Raw genomic sequence first — 14372 nt, 5'->3', positions numbered from 1 at the left:
TTTCCGCTTCATCAGCATCAGGGTCTTCATCTTCTTGATATCGCCCGGCTTTCCGAGCGCTTTCACGGTCGATCCGACGGCCTTGAACTGGCCCTGCAGACCTTTCAGGTCCTTTCCCAGATCGCCAAAGCCCTTGTGGACCGCCGAGACCGTCTCCGTCAGCCCCTTGACGTCCTTCCTCAGGTCGGACGCGAAGGCGTAGACCGACTGAACCCGGCCTTCCGCGGCCTTAACCTTATGCTCCAAGGCTTCGCAGATCTTTCGCAGCTCGGCGATTTCCTGGTCGTCTGCCATTCAAGACCCCCTGTGAATGGATCGGCGGTCGCAACGAACCTCTCCGACCGTATCGGTCCGGCCCACGCCCGGCCAATGTTCTCGCCGCATGTCGGCATGCGCCGGGCGGTGCCGGTCATTGCCGGCGCCGGCGGGATGGCCCACCCTCTCTCGAGCACCGCACCCGGGGGAAAACCGAGATGGAAACGATCAGCATCGGCGGGCTGCTGCTGGAGTTCCTGCACAGCAAGCACAACACCGCCGGCAGCCTCGATGCGTTCCGGATGACGGTGCAGCCGAACGCCCGGATGCCGGTGCCGCACTATCACGACAGCTGGGACGAGGTGGCCTATGGCCTGGCCGGCACCCTGACCTTCCAGGTCGACGGCCGGGACGTGCCGGTCGGGCCCGGCGAGTCCGTCTTCATCCGGCGCGGCATCGTGCACGGCTTCCGCAACGACACGCCGGAGCCGGCGGTTTGCCTCTCCGTCCTCACCCCCGGCGTGCTCGGCCCCGCCTATTTCCGCGAGGTCGCCGCCCTGGCCGCCGGCGGCGCGCCCGACCCGGCGCGGATGAAGGAGGTCATGCTGCGCCACGGGCTGGTGCCGGTCGCGCCCGGCGGCGGCTGACCGCCGCTCCCGCTCCGCCGCGGGCCGGGCCGGATCGCCGCGCCGGCTGGCCGCGGATGCGGTTTCGCTTGATTATTTGTTCCTGCTTTGTTCTAATGCGGGAATGGTCGATGATGCCATCAGCTCCGAGACTCCCTCCGCCGCTTCGCCGGCCACGGACGAGGCTGCCCGGGACGCTGCGATGCTGTCCCGCATGGCCGATTTCGCCGAGTCGCTGGCCTCGGGTTTCCACGCCCAGGGCATCGCCGCCCTCGCGGCCGGCGATCTCGACCGCGCCGGGACTGCGGAGACCCGCTTCAGCAGCCTCTTCCTCGGCATCCGTCGCGCTTTGGCCCTCAAGGCCAAGCTGCGCCAGCAGCGCGAGGAAGCACAGCGCAAGGCCGCAGTCCACAAGGATCGGCGGCAGGACGAGAAGGACGACCGGCGCCAAGCCGTCGCCGAAGGCCTGTCCCGCGCCATCGCCGCCGGAAAGCCCGGCGCGCGCGAGCGGCTGACCACCGGGCTCTGGGAAAAGCTGACCGAGAATGAGCGCATCGACGCCGACCTGGCCGACACCGCCCTGCCGATCGAGACCCTGATCCTGCGCCTCGGCCGCGACATCGGCCTGTCCCGCCGCGCCCTCGCCGCGGGCCTCGACCCGGCCGCGGCGAAGGCCGGGACCGATCAGGCCGGCCCGAAGGCATCGGGCGGCAGTCCGTTCGTCCCACCGGCCGGCTGCGCCCCCCTCCCGGACCCGGAGGAAGAGGAATCCACCAAGTCCATGCATATCTGCTGCATCTCCGCCGCCGATCTCGGCCTCCCGGGGGACGAACCCTACCGGGTCAGGATCGACACCGGCGAGGTCTTCGACAACAACGACGACGACGACGTCGACATCGTCATCATGCGGCTGCCCGTCCCCGACCATCCTTGGCGGGCCGATGCCCCCGACGTCATCCGACGGTCGGCCAGGGCCACGGCCGCCGAACGGGCCGTGCCGCCCGAACCCCGGCCGCCGCCGCCGCTCGATCCGGAGGAAGCCGAATTCCAGCGCCAGGCCGCCTATGCCAAGCAGCATAGCAGCTTCACCCTGCTCAGGCCGCCCGCCCTGGCGCGGCGCCTGGGATTGCCCGAGCATGGGACAGCCGATGGCGGCCCCGCCCCCGGGAACCTGCGCGCAGCAGACAAGGGGCCGTGAGCAGCGGCCCCGGCACGATCGGATCCCCCGATCCGGCCGGACCTCATTCGCCTGGTGATCGCTCCCCGCCTCGATCCGCCGCCCTATGCCAGCGCCGCCGGCAGCTCGGCATAGCTCGGCGCCAGGGCGCGCAGCAGGGCGGCGGCCGCGGCGTCGTCGCCGGCCACCAGCGGGTGCTGCAGCGCGCCGATCAGCCGGGCCTGGCCGTCCATGATCCGCGCCGCCTCCCCTCGCCCGATCCGCGCCAGGCAGCCGGCGGCATCGGCGACGCGGCGGGCGCCGACGCGCACGGCGAACCAGACCAGATGGTTGCGCAGCTCGCGGTCGCAGCCGGCTTCGACCATCGCCGCCAGGCGCTCCGCCGCCTCGCCGTTGCCGATCGTGCCGGCGGGCAGGTGGCGGCCCTCCGTCATCGACAGCCAGCGCAGCGCATTCGGCAGCGCGGCCTCGATCGCCGCCTCTTCCGTCACCGCCCGCACCTGCCGGAAGGCGGTGCGCAGGGTGAAGGGCGTGGCGTAGTCGACCGATTCGGCCCGCCAGGCGGCGACGAAGTCGTCGACCGGCAGCGTGGCGTAGGGATGGCCATGCGGGTCGTGCATCAGCACCTGTCCCTCGGCCAGGCCGAGGACGACGACGTAGTGATCGGCGCCGATCGGCCCGGTCATGCCGGGCTGATGGCGCAGATGCCCCATCTCCACCGGGCCGACCCAGACCGGGCCATCGGCGAGCGCCGCCGCGAGCGCCGCCAGCGCCTGCTCCGCCGTGCCGCCGCGGCGCACCGAGGAGGTCCAGCCCAGCGCGGCGAGGGCGTCGCCGAAGCCGGCCTCCGGCGTCCAGCCACAGGGGTCGAAGAACGGCAGGGTGCCGCCGACCAGCTGCATGCCGAAGGGGCCGCCCGTGGCGAACTCGATCACCGCGGTGGACGGCGCCCGGGCGCCGAACATCATCGCGAAGGAATTCGCATAGCAATAGGGGCCGGAGCCGACATAGGGGACATGCGCCATGGTCTCGCGCCTCCGAATTCGCCGACAGAGACAGACTAAGAGCGGAAAATTTCGAGAAATTGTCAACCGGATCTATTTCGGAGGAGAATATTCGAGCGCGATTTCGGAAATGAATTCGCCGATGCCCGAATTTGAATTTGCCGTTGCCCCTGCCTGGCGGCCTTCCCGTCGAGGAAGCCGCCGCGGAGGAGCCGATGGCGGCGGCGCGCCAGGGATGGTCGCGCCGAAGGTGGTCATCGGCGGCGGCAGCCGGCACAGTCGCGGCCGAGTCGCGGCGGCGCATCCGGTGCCGGCCGGCCGAAACGCGGAGAGAATCATGGCGACGATCGTGAAGCTGGGCGCCCCGTCGGGCGAGCCCATCACCACCGACCTGGACGGCTGGCGCGTGGTCGAGGGCAAGCCGACGATGCAGACCTGGGTGCAGCACAGCTCGGCCGACGGCAGCATGCTGTCCGGCACCTGGGCGGCGACGCCGGGCAGCTGGCACGCCACCTACACCGAATACGAGTTCGTCCACATCATCCGCGGCCGCATCACCATCACCCCCGATGGCGGCGCCCCGGTGCAGGTCGGCCCCGGCGACGCCTTCGTGGTCGAGCCCGGCTTCACCGGCGTGTGGCGGATCGAGGAGCCGGTGCTGAAGCACTTCGACATCAAGCGCGCCTGACGGCGGCTAGGCCAGGCCTTCGGCCACCTTCAGCAGGTATTTGCCATAGCCGCTCTTCTCCAGCTTGCGGCCCTGGACGACGAGCTGCTCGCGGTCGATGAAGCCCTGGAGATAGGCGATCTCCTCCGGGCAGGCGACGCGCAGGCCCTGGCGTCGCTCCAGCGTCTGCACGTAGCTGGCGGCCTCGAGCAGGCTGTCATGGGTGCCCATGTCGAACCAGGCGAAGCCGCGGCCCATCCGCTCGACATGCAGCAGGCCGCGCTCGAGATAGACGCGGTTGACGTCGGTGATCTCGAGCTCGCCGCGGGGCGAGGGCTTCAGGTCGGCGGCGATGTCGACCACCTCGGCATCGTAGAAATAGAGGCCGGTGACCGCCCAGTTGGAGGTCGGGTTGCGCGGCTTCTCCTCGATCGCCGCGGCCCGGCCGTCGGCGCCGAAATTGACCACGCCGTAGCGCTCCGGATCGTCGACGTGATAGGCGAAGACCGAGGCGCCGGAGGGCTGGGCGGCGGCCGAGGCCAGCAGCTCCGGCAGGCCGTGGCCGTGATAGATGTTGTCGCCGAGGATCAGGGCCGAGGGACCACCGGCGACGAAGTCGGCGCCGATGATGTAGGCCTGGGCCAGCCCGTCCGGGCTCGGCTGCACGGCATACTCGAAGCCCATGCCCCATTGCGACCCGTCGCCGAGCAGGCGCTGGAACTGCGGCATGTCATGCGGGGTGGAGATGACCAGCACCTCGCGGATCCCGGCCAGCATCAGCACGCTGAGCGGGTAGTAGATCATCGGCTTGTCGTACACCGGCATCAGCTGCTTGGAGGTGGCCAGCGTCAGCGGATGCAGCCGGGTGCCGCTGCCGCCAGCGAGGATGATGCCTTTCATGGAGGGCTCCGGGAGGCTGATGGTTGCAAGCAGGAACGGCGTCCGCGGACGCCGTCCGGGTATCTCACCGCGCCGTCATCTCCGCCACTGCTGTTTCGTGTCGTGAGGGGCGATCCGACAGAGTGTCGGCCCAGCGCGCGGCCAGGCGCCCCAGCCGGTGGAACGGATCCTCGATCAAGCGATAGGTCACCCAGGATACGGCGATGCTGATCGCCATCCAGCCGAAAAACGTGACGATCCGCGACCCGGTGATCTGCGGCAGATGGTGGATGATCACCGAGTGCACGATGTAGATCGAGTAGCTGATCATCCCCAGCCAGGTGATCACGCGCCCTTCCAGGCCGTAGCGGAAGAAATAGCCGAAGCTGAACACCACGATCGCGCAGACATATGTCACCGGATCGGTCCACCAGGGCGCCAGGCGCCCAACCTTGTCGGCGTCGACGAAATAGGGAGCCAGCCAGTCGTGCAAAGGCTGCGGCGCCGGCCACTCGAACGGATAGTAGAAGATCCGGAAATTGATCAGGATCATCAGCGCGTTGCCGATCAGAAGCATGACCAAGTGCTTCGTCGCCAGGCGGTTCGTGTAGTGTAAATAATACAACACCCCGATGGCGAAAAATTGAACAAGCGTAAAATTATAAAATATCCCTCTATAGTTATGGAAAAGCAAAAATCCCACAGCAATCGTAAAGGGGAAAGCCTTCAACAGGCCAGCCGAAGAATTGCCCGCTATCGCCATAGTCAGGACGACCGAGAAGGCGAACACGGTCGCGATCGCTTCCCAGCTCTCGAGGAACTTCGTCACGCTGCCGAACAGCAGGTCACCGGAGATGGCGCCATTCAGCAGCAGCGGCAGCAGCGGGACAACGGCGATGACGCGCAACGAGTTCGGCAACCGGTTTGAAAAGAAGGCAACACCAATGAGAATATAGAAAATCAGCTCATAGTACAGCGTCCAGGACGACCCCACGATATTGATATTCGCGAGAAACAGATGCACCGCAAATAAATTTGCGGTGATCACTCCAAGCGAAAAGTCCTGTCCCGATGTGAGCAGTACGAAGACGGTCGCCGCGGCCAGAAGCGGGAAAATCCGAAAGAACCGGCCAAAAGCAAACGACAACGGGCTGCGATAGCGGCCGATCGTATAGGGGATGACGAAGCCGCTGATAATGAAGAACAGGAAGACCCCGAATTGCCCGGGCCGCCACACCGTGATGCTCCACCCAAAAAACTGGGGATACAGGAGCTCACCCGCGTGCTGCCCAACGACAAACAAGGCGGCAATAGCCCTGAGGCCATCCAGAAACTTGAGTCGAGAGCCGGACTTTTCAGCCTGATCCTGCGAGGCTGCGATCTTGATGGCGGCCGAATCCAATTTCATCAACCGGAATTCCTATGGTAAGAGGCCGCACCCTAATGGTTTTCCAACGGCTAAGGCAAGCATGGTCCCGCTCGGATTCGGAACGGCCGCGACACCACTTCAAGGCTGTTCTGCGGCCTTGCCGGCCGCCGGGAAGCGTCGGTGAACGACGAGGCACCGACTCCGCAACGACCATGATGTCAGGGCCCCTCGCACCCTGACACAGGATAAGGCGGCGATCGCGCAGCTCCAGGATCGCCGCCGGAACGCAGCCCGGTTCCGGGTGTTTGGCTCGGATCAATCAGCCCTCAGACCGACACGCGCCCATGACGGACACCCCAGATCTCGACGAGTTGATGAAGCGCATCCGCGCCGAGATTGCGGCCAAGACGGCAGTTCCCGCCGCTGGATCGCCGGCCCAGCAAGCGGCAGGTGGCGAGGAGCCGCGCCAACCGATCACGCCCGAAGGCTTCCGCCGGACGTTTTCGGTTCGCGAACTGCTTCGCGGCAAGCGGAACGAGGACTTCATCCGATCGGCCTATGTGAAGATCCTTGGCCGGGAACCGGATGTGGTCGGCCGTAGCCACTATCTGAAGCACCTCAACCATGGCCGGCTGGAGCGCGTCGTGGTGCTGCGGCGCCTGGTCAACTCCGCCGAAGCCCGTGGACGCGGCATCCGGATCCGCGGCCTGCGGTGGCGGGTGGCCTGGACCAAGGCCGCGCGGAAGCCGCCGCTGCGCTCGATCGTCAATTTCAGCAAGGGCATCCGCTATCTGTCGCGGCTGCCGCGGCTCGCGCGGGACGTCCGCAATTTCGAAGCGCTGGCGACGGTGACGGCCCAGCAGGTCGCCGCCGAGGCGCGTGTCGAGCAGCAGGCCCTGGCCGGACCGATGAAGGCCTCGATCGAGAAGCTGCGCCGGCAGATCGAACCGCTGGCCGCTGCCCAATCCGATCTTGCGGGGCGCATCGACGCCATCGCCGCGACCGTCGCGGGCAACAAGCACCGGCTCGAGCAGGCCAAGGCGGCCGCAGACGAGCTGAGAGACCAGGCGAAGACGACCGCCGCGGAGCTGGGAGACCAGGCGAAGGCCACCGCCGAGGAGCTGAGAGGCAGCATCGCCTCGCTGGCCGAGAACCTGTCCGGCCTCGAAACCGTCCCGCCGGATCTGCATCGGCTGCGAACCGAGATGGCGGAGTTGCACGGCCGGATCAACAGCCATTGGCGCAGCATTGTCGACCAGAAGCTGCGGCTCGAATTGCTGCTCACCGAGGCGCGCAAGCGGCTGCCGGCCTCCCTCGACGCGGCGCAACTCGAGACGATCGCCAACGAGCGGCATCATCTGCTCGACGCCTTCTACGTCTCGTTCGAGGACCGCTACCGCGGCACGCGGGACGATATCAAGAACCGCCAGAAGATCTATGTGCCCTACGCCAGGAAGGCCGCGGAGGCCACCGGAGGCGAGCTGATCGATATCGGCTGCGGACGCGGCGAGTGGCTCGAATTGCTCGGCGAGAGCGGCCTCCCCGCGTCGGGGATCGACCTCAACCGGGTCATGGTGGAGGAATGTCATGCCCGCGGCCTCAAGGCCACACTGGGGGACGCGCTCGAGGTCCTGCGGTCGCTGCCAGAGCGCAGCCTCGGCGCGGTCACCGGCTTCCACATCATCGAGCACCTTCCATTCGATGTTCTCGTCACCTTGTTCGACGAGGTGCTGCGCGTGCTCAAGCCGGGCGGCATGGTGATTTTCGAGACGCCGAATCCCGCGAACCTGCAGGTGGCGGCCGAGCGGTTCTACATGGACCCAACCCATCTGAATCCGCTGCCGTCGGACCTGATCTCGTTCATCGCGACGGCCAGGGGGTTCAGCGGGGTCGAGGTGCTGGACCTGCATCCGATGGACTGGGCGCATCGCGACTACGACGATCCGATGCTCGGCCTGCTGCAGCGCAAGCTGTTCGGCGCGCAGGACTACAGCATCATCGGGTGGAAGGCATCGTGATCGCGTTGCCGCGGATCCGCCGGCCGCTCGCGCCCTGCGCGATCGGTTGCCCCCTATGAGCAGAGCGAAAGTCGCGATCGTCGCAGCCGGCTCCGGAACCGGCGAGGTCGGCGGCGTCGAGCGGCTCTACAGCGGGCTCCAATCCGCATTGGAGAAGGCCGGGCTGCAGGCGGAGATCGTGTCTCCGGTCAGCGACGAGAGCAATTTCGAGCAGATCAAGGGCAGCTATCTTCGCTTCTATGATCTGAACCTCGATGCGTTCGATGGCGTGGTGTCCACCAAGGCGCCCAGCTACGCCATCCGTCACCGGAACCATGTCGGGTATCTGGTGCACACGATGCGCGTCTTCTACGACATGTTCGAGGCCGAGTTTCCGGCCCCCTCCGCCGCGCTGCTGGAACAGCGCCGGCTGATCCATCAGCTGGACACGGCCGCCCTTGCCCCGCGACGGCTGAAGCACCTCTATACGATCGGCCATGAAGTCAGGGAGAGATTGAAGCAGTACAACGGCATCGATGCCGAGGTGCTGCACCATCCGACCACTCTCGACGGCCTCCGGCAGGGCCAATACGAATACATCCTCCTTCCGGGCCGCCTGCATCGCTGGAAGCGGGTCGACCTGGCGATCTCCGCGGTGAAGCTGATGCGCCGGCCGGTCCAGCTTCTGATCACCGGGACCGGCGAGGATCGGGCCTATTTCGAGACCATTGCCGATGGAGATCCCCGGATCCGCTTCCTGGGGCGGGTGAGCGAGGACGAGTTGCGGGCCCTCTACGCGGACGCGCTGGCCGTCGCCTTCGTTCCCAGGCGGGAGGATCTCGGCCTGATCACCCTTGAGGCGTTCGGCAGCGGCAAGCCGGTTGTCACCTGTACCGATTCCGGCGAACCGTCGCGTCTGGTCCGGCACGGCGAGACCGGCTTCGTGAGCCAGCCCGACCCTTCCGCACTTGCAGGCTGGCTCGAACGATTGGTAGAGGATCCCGGGATGGCGATGGCGATGGGCGGCCGTGGCCGATCCTCCGTCGCGCATATCACCTGGGAACGAATCGGCCATAGTTTGGCCCGAGCCCTCGGCCTTATCGATACTCCTTCCTCGCACTGAATTTCCGTCATAAGAACCGACATGCGTATCGCGATCCTCGACATGCAGCCGATAGACCCGCCCGTGGGCGGGGGACGACTGCGGCTTCTGGGGCTTTATCACGGCCTCGGAGCCGAGCACGCCGCGACCTATGTCGGCAGCTATGACTGGCCAGGCCCCGGCTTCCGCGACCAGATGCTCTCGCCGACGCTGCGCGAGATCATGGTGCCGCTGAGCGAGGCCCACTTCGCCGAGGCGAAGCGGCAGAGGAGAGCAGCCGGGGGAAAGACGGTCATCGACAGCACGTTCCACACCACGGCCCAACTCTCACCGGACTACGTCGCGGCCGCCCGCAGGGCCGCGGCCGAGGCGGATGCCGTCGTGTTCTCGCACCCCTGGGTCTACCCGCTCGCGCGCGACGTCCTCGATCCCTCGCGCCAGCTGATTGTCTACGATGCCCACAACGTCGAAGGCCTGCTGCGAACGGAACTGCTTGACGACCAGGGCGCCGGTACGCAGATCGCCCGAGGCGTGGTGGATGTCGAGGTCCGGCTGTGTCGCGCGGCAGACCTGATCCTGGCCTGCTCGCACGAGGACCGGCTGCTGTTCTCCCGGCTCTACGATATCCCGCCGGGCAAGATCCGGGTGGCGGCGAACGGAGCCTTCACCCGACAGATCCCCCGCCCCACGACCGCCGAACGGCGTGAGATCAGGGACCGTCTGGGCCTGGGAGACCGCCCCGTCGCCTTCTTCCTCGGCAGCCTCTACGCCCCGAATCTCGAGGCGGCACAGTTCATCGCATCCACGCTCGCCCCGCAGGTTCCGGAGGTTCTGTTCGTCATCGGCGGCGGTGCCGGCGACGAGGTCAGGAAGGCTGGTCTCGAAGCCGCCAATCTCGTCGTGACGGGCGGCCTGTCGGAGGATGCCAAGCGGGACTGGCTCTCGGTCACGGATATCGCCGTCAATCCGATGTTCAGCGGCTCGGGCACCAACATCAAGATGCTGGAGTTCATGGCCTGGGGCTTGCCGATCGTGACCACGAGGGTGGGCGCGCGAGGCATCGAGACGGCGAACACGGCCTTTCTCGTCGCGGATGCGGACGGTTTCGCGACGGCCGTATCGCGCTTGGCCGCCAATGCGCCCGCCCGGGAGGAGCTCTCGGACGCCGCGAGGACGGAAGCCGACAGGAGCTACTCCTGGGAGCGCATCTCGGCCAACGTCGGCCGTCTGCTGCAGCACCGTCATCAAGCCCTGGGGCGTCCGGTCTTCTTCTCGATCGTCGTTCCGACCTATGAGCGACACGACCATCTGTCGCGGCTGATGGCGCGTCTGGCGAGCCAGAGCGACGACGACTTCGAGGTCATCGTCATCGATCAGAGCGCGGAGCCGTGGCCCGACAGGGACAAACCCTTTGGCTTCCGCCTGACCTATGTGCACACCGACGTCCGTGGCGCGGTGCCGGCGCGCAATACGGGGGCCGACCTGGCCGTTGGAGAGGTGATCGCCTTCACCGACGACGACTGCGAACCCGGCCAGGATTGGCTTGCGTCTGCGCGGCCGCTGTTCGACGATCCCGGCGTCGTCGGGGTGGAGGGCCTCGTCCTGTCCGACCGGGTCGACGATCCGGAATGGCGGCCGGTTACCAATGAGGGTTTCGAAGGCTTGGCCTTCATGACCGCCAACTTCTTCCTCCGTATGGAAGCGTTCCACGCCCTCAACGGGTTCGATCTCCTGTTCGACAACCCCCATTTCCGCGAGGACACCGATCTTGGCTGGCGGGCCCTGGAGCTGGGGCGAGTCCCCTTCTCGCATGAGGCCTGGGTGTTTCATCCTCCCCATCCCCGGTCGGTCGAGCGTGAATCCCTGGCCGAGCGGTCGCGCTTCTTTGAAAAGGACGCCCTCCTGTACCGCAAGCACCCCAGCCGATACCTGCAGCTGTTCTGGCGGGAGTGCCAATGGCGGCACAATCCCTTCTTCTGGGCCTATCTTCGCCGCGGCGCCGAGAAATATGGCGTGGAGTTGCCCGAGGAGTTGAAGCCGGCCGGCTGATCCGGGTCGCCCGTGACGAAGAGAGCCGGAGAGCGGATCTCACAGACCGCTGGTATCAGTCGCCGTCCTTCGATTCCTGCCGGCCCGACGAGCTGGCGTCCGCGAGAAGCTTGAATTGCCTCCGGATTTCCGCGTTCTGCCGCTGCAGATCCGAGATAGCGGACGCCGAGGCGGCCTGCAGCTCTTCGATGCGGTCGCGAAGAGCCAGAACCAGATCCTCATGGCTTTGGCCGCGTTGTTGCAGCAGGCCTGCAAAATTCTGCCAGGACAGGCTCATCTGCTCGCTTTGCGCGCTCTGGCGGCGAACCTCGCGCCATAGCCTCGGCAGACGCCCGAGCATGAGCAGCCATCGCATGGTCGGGCCAAGGATCGGCACCCGGCCGGCAGACCGCCATCGGCGCAGCCGCTTGAGGCCGGAGACTTTGACGGCGTACTTCCGTCCTTCTGGCGACCAGCGCAGGCTGATCAGAATATCCGTCTTCGATGCCCGGCCGGATCTGAGACGCCGAAGCTGTCGTGCCAGCCCCTGCGGGTCGGGTTCACGACGCAACAATCCCTGGTAGGCCGCGCGGACGAACGTCTCGTCGCCCAGCCGGAGAAACTCATCAAGCGCGTATTTCTTCTTGGCCGGAAGGGCCTGCGGTGCCGCGGCTGCAGGCGGCCATGCCGAAGCGGCACCCGGATGAGCGGAAGCCGGTCCACCGGCTTCGGTCGGGACGACCGGCGGTTGCCGCCGCCGGCGCTCGACCTCCACATTGACGCGGTTGATGATCTCGTCGACCGAGGGCGACTGAGCGGGAGACGCCATCACAGCGCCCCCTGTCCGACCGCCCGATCAGACATCCGCCCTCGCTCTCCACGGGTTTCCGCATGAATGTGCGACAGGAAATTGCGGGCGATCGCAGACCACCCGTACTGCTCTTCGACAAGAAGCCGGGCGGCAGCGACACGTCTGGCCAATCCGGCGGTGCCGACCTCGCCTTTCAGCTGGGCGAGGGCGCGAGGGAACTGGGAAATCTTGCTGATCTGCAGGTGAACGCCGTCGGCGACAGCGATCCCCCGTGCACCATGCGGGGTCGAGACCACGGGGATCCCGCTCGCGAAGTAGTCGAGCATCTTCAGGTTGGTCCCCGATCCCGTCGTCATCGGGTTGATCGCGCAATCGACCGCGCCCAGCACCACATCCTTGGTTAGGTCGTCCACCTCACCCATGAAGCCCACATTCTCCGGCACCGCCCGGTCCACGAAGTATCCGGCCACGCTTCCAAGAACCAAGAATCGCATGTCGGGGCACTGTGGCGCAAACTGAAGAACTTCCTCGACGGCATCGTTGTTGGGTTGATGCCGACTGCCGATGAAAAGCGCCGTGAAGCAGTCTTCTATACCCAGGCGCTCCTTGTTGGCGGCACGAGATTTCGGCCCCGTGTAGTAAACCGATTCGAGATCGACGCCGTTCGGAACCTCGACAAATTTCGCGCCGGGCACGTCGAACTTGCGCTCGAACACCTCTTGATCGCCCTTCGCACAGGCCATGACGAGTTCGGCAGCCTCGCAACACTCCCGCTCTACTCTTTCCGTGTCCGCGAGGAGGGCTCGCGCGGTCGCCGTGTCCGGCAGCATGGCTCGCTTCAGATCGATCTCGACATTGTGAGCCTCGTACCAGATCGGCTGTGTGCTCATCTCCCGGATCAGGGGAAACAGATAAGGGTGGGACGCGACGACGACCTCGGCCTCTGCCATGGAGCCGGACAGCGCCGCCCGGTATTCCGGCGTGAGATGCACGAGCCGCGGCATCGCCACATCGGTTATGGGTACTCCTCCGACTTCGCGCGTAAGCGCGAGTTCCGCGTCACGATGCGCACTCGATTTCGGGATCCGGATTTCCCTGAGCCCCGGCGCCACCAGCCGGTCGGACGGAAGGTCGTTGGCGTTTGTGATGCACACGACATCGACATCGTAGCTTTGCGCCAGATGCCGATAGAGGTGGAACACCCGACTCTGCCCTCCTCCTCGGGGAGGAAAGATAGGGAATGTCACAGCCACGCAGAGCTTCGGCCGGCGGGCCTTCCCCGGCGCCGCCTGGGGCGGTGGGATGAGGAGCGGGTCGACCGTCGTTTTCCAGGTGATCCGGCTGATGCGCTGCTTTGCCGCCGTCCCCATCTGGACCGCAAGGTCAGGGGATTGCGCCAGCGTCGTCATCGCCTTGGCAAGCTCCCTCGCATCTGCCTTCGTCGAATAGCCGGTCCGGCCCGGTTCGATCAGCTCGTTCGGCCCGCCAGAATCATCGGTGGTGATCACCGGCTTGCCGCACATCATCGCTTCGACGGTGATCAGGCCGTAATCTTCGTCTTTCGGCACAAATACGACGGCGCGCGCCCCCGCATAGAGGTCGACGAGCTCCGGGTCTCTCACGAAACCAAGGAATTCGATCCTCGGATCATTGCCGGCAAGATCCCGCAGCCGGGCCTCTTCCGGTCCGGTCCCCGCGATCTTCAACTGCATGCGTATATTCGCCTGCCGCATCGCATTGATGATCAGGTCGATGCGTTTGGGCTTATCGAGGCGGCTGCAGGTGAACAGGTAATCATAGCTGCCCGTGCGCAGGCCGTCGAGAGACGTAGGGTGATGAATGGCGTCAACGGCGACATCGGCCGGGAAATAGTCCTTGCGGCTGGCGACGGTCTCGGAGATGGCGGCGAATTTTCTGACGGCGTCGCGGGACAGGCCGATCCCATCCAGCCAATGGACCACCTCTCGGGCGAAAGGTCCGGGAAAGGCCAGCGCTTCTCCCCCCCTGCCCATAACGGCACGAGCCCTGTCGAAGAATTCAGGCAGCGCATCCCGTTGCCCGCGCCATTTCTGCATGAATCTCTGCAGTGACTCGACCACCGTATCCCCATAGTCCGGCAGCGGGCCAAATCGAGTCCCTGGATATACGTCGTACAGCCCGCGCAATCTGTGCTGGAGATAACAGACATGATTGTCATGCCTGATCATCCATGCCGGATACTTGGTCGAAATGACCAGATCGAAGTGGCTCAGATCCAGTCGAGAGAAATTCTCGTAGCTCGAAACCAGCTCAGGCAAGGTGCGCTCGGGGCTCGGCACCTTGATGAGCTCCGCATCGTGCCGGGTCTCTTTATTGATGTAGCTCAGCAGGCCGAGCCATAGATTTTCGGCTCCGCCGATCGTGAATGGGACCGAACTTGGCGCAACGATGGCGACCTTCATTTACCCCCCGACCTGG

Annotated in this window: 12 protein-coding genes; 6 read left to right on the top strand and 6 right to left on the bottom strand. The window is 65.9% G+C overall.

What is annotated here, in order from left to right; translation table 11 throughout:
• The coding region (locus AAHM41_RS23600; RefSeq protein WP_342239037.1) for a hypothetical protein at positions 1-294 on the bottom strand (294 nt) is incomplete at its 3' end.
• Positions 295-473: 179 nt separating this feature from the next.
• Between AAHM41_RS23600 and AAHM41_RS23595 the strand changes: the two genes are divergently transcribed.
• Both AAHM41_RS23595 and AAHM41_RS23590 read left to right on the top strand, forming a co-directional pair.
• The gene (locus tag AAHM41_RS23595; RefSeq protein WP_342239036.1) at positions 474-902 is read left to right on the top strand and encodes a cupin domain-containing protein; all 429 of its coding nucleotides are present in this window, start codon (positions 474-476) and stop codon (positions 900-902) included.
• Positions 903-1083: 181 nt separating this feature from the next.
• Complete coding sequence (locus tag AAHM41_RS23590; RefSeq protein ID WP_342239035.1) at positions 1084-2079, top strand: hypothetical protein; 996 nt, start codon at positions 1084-1086, stop codon at positions 2077-2079.
• 83 nt (positions 2080-2162) lie between these two features.
• Here the strand turns inward: AAHM41_RS23590 and AAHM41_RS23585 are convergent, their stop codons facing one another.
• Positions 2163-3083 (bottom strand): hypothetical protein, encoded by a 921-nt coding sequence (locus tag AAHM41_RS23585; protein WP_342239034.1) that lies wholly within the window; start codon positions 3081-3083, stop codon positions 2163-2165.
• Positions 3084-3399: 316 nt separating this feature from the next.
• On the opposite strand from AAHM41_RS23585, the gene AAHM41_RS23580 reads away from it, so the two are divergent.
• Positions 3400-3750, top strand: a complete 351-nt coding sequence (locus AAHM41_RS23580; protein ID WP_342239033.1) for a cupin domain-containing protein — start codon at positions 3400-3402, stop codon at positions 3748-3750.
• A gap of 6 nt (positions 3751-3756) precedes the next feature.
• Here the strand turns inward: AAHM41_RS23580 and rfbA are convergent, their stop codons facing one another.
• A complete protein-coding gene (gene rfbA / locus AAHM41_RS23575; RefSeq protein WP_342239032.1) occupies positions 3757-4629 on the bottom strand; it encodes a glucose-1-phosphate thymidylyltransferase RfbA in 873 nt (290 codons plus the stop codon).
• 64 nt (positions 4630-4693) lie between these two features.
• Positions 4694-6016, bottom strand: a complete 1323-nt coding sequence (locus AAHM41_RS23570; protein WP_342239031.1) for an acyltransferase family protein — start codon at positions 6014-6016, stop codon at positions 4694-4696.
• A 335-nt stretch (positions 6017-6351) separates the two neighbouring features.
• On the opposite strand from AAHM41_RS23570, the gene AAHM41_RS23565 reads away from it, so the two are divergent.
• Genes AAHM41_RS23565 through AAHM41_RS23555 form a run of 3 tightly spaced genes read left to right on the top strand, consistent with a single transcriptional unit; the run spans position 6352 to position 11125 of the window.
• Positions 6352-7995 carry a methyltransferase domain-containing protein gene (locus AAHM41_RS23565; RefSeq protein ID WP_342239030.1) on the top strand — a complete coding sequence of 548 codons (1644 nt, stop codon included), beginning with the start codon at positions 6352-6354 and terminating at the stop codon, positions 7993-7995.
• A gap of 55 nt (positions 7996-8050) precedes the next feature.
• Complete coding sequence (locus AAHM41_RS23560) at positions 8051-9097, top strand: glycosyltransferase family 4 protein (protein ID WP_342239029.1); 1047 nt, start codon at positions 8051-8053, stop codon at positions 9095-9097.
• A 21-nt stretch (positions 9098-9118) separates the two neighbouring features.
• Positions 9119-11125 (top strand): glycosyltransferase, encoded by a 2007-nt coding sequence (locus AAHM41_RS23555; protein WP_342239028.1) that lies wholly within the window; start codon positions 9119-9121, stop codon positions 11123-11125.
• Between the two features lie 55 nt (positions 11126-11180).
• Here the strand turns inward: AAHM41_RS23555 and AAHM41_RS23550 are convergent, their stop codons facing one another.
• Both AAHM41_RS23550 and AAHM41_RS23545 read right to left on the bottom strand, forming a co-directional pair.
• Positions 11181-11933: a DUF4214 domain-containing protein gene (locus AAHM41_RS23550; RefSeq protein ID WP_342239027.1), complete on the bottom strand. Its 753-nt coding sequence runs from the start codon at positions 11931-11933 to the stop codon at positions 11181-11183.
• A complete protein-coding gene (locus AAHM41_RS23545; RefSeq protein WP_342239026.1) occupies positions 11933-14356 on the bottom strand; it encodes a glycosyltransferase family 4 protein in 2424 nt (807 codons plus the stop codon). The genes AAHM41_RS23550 and AAHM41_RS23545 overlap by 1 nt, the downstream gene beginning before the upstream one ends.
• Positions 14357-14372 lie beyond the last annotated feature (16 nt).

It is taken from the genome of Inquilinus sp. OTU3971, assembly GCF_038440215.1.
The sequence above is the reverse complement of the archived record's forward strand: the minus strand, read 5'-3'. Positions and strand labels throughout refer to the sequence as shown.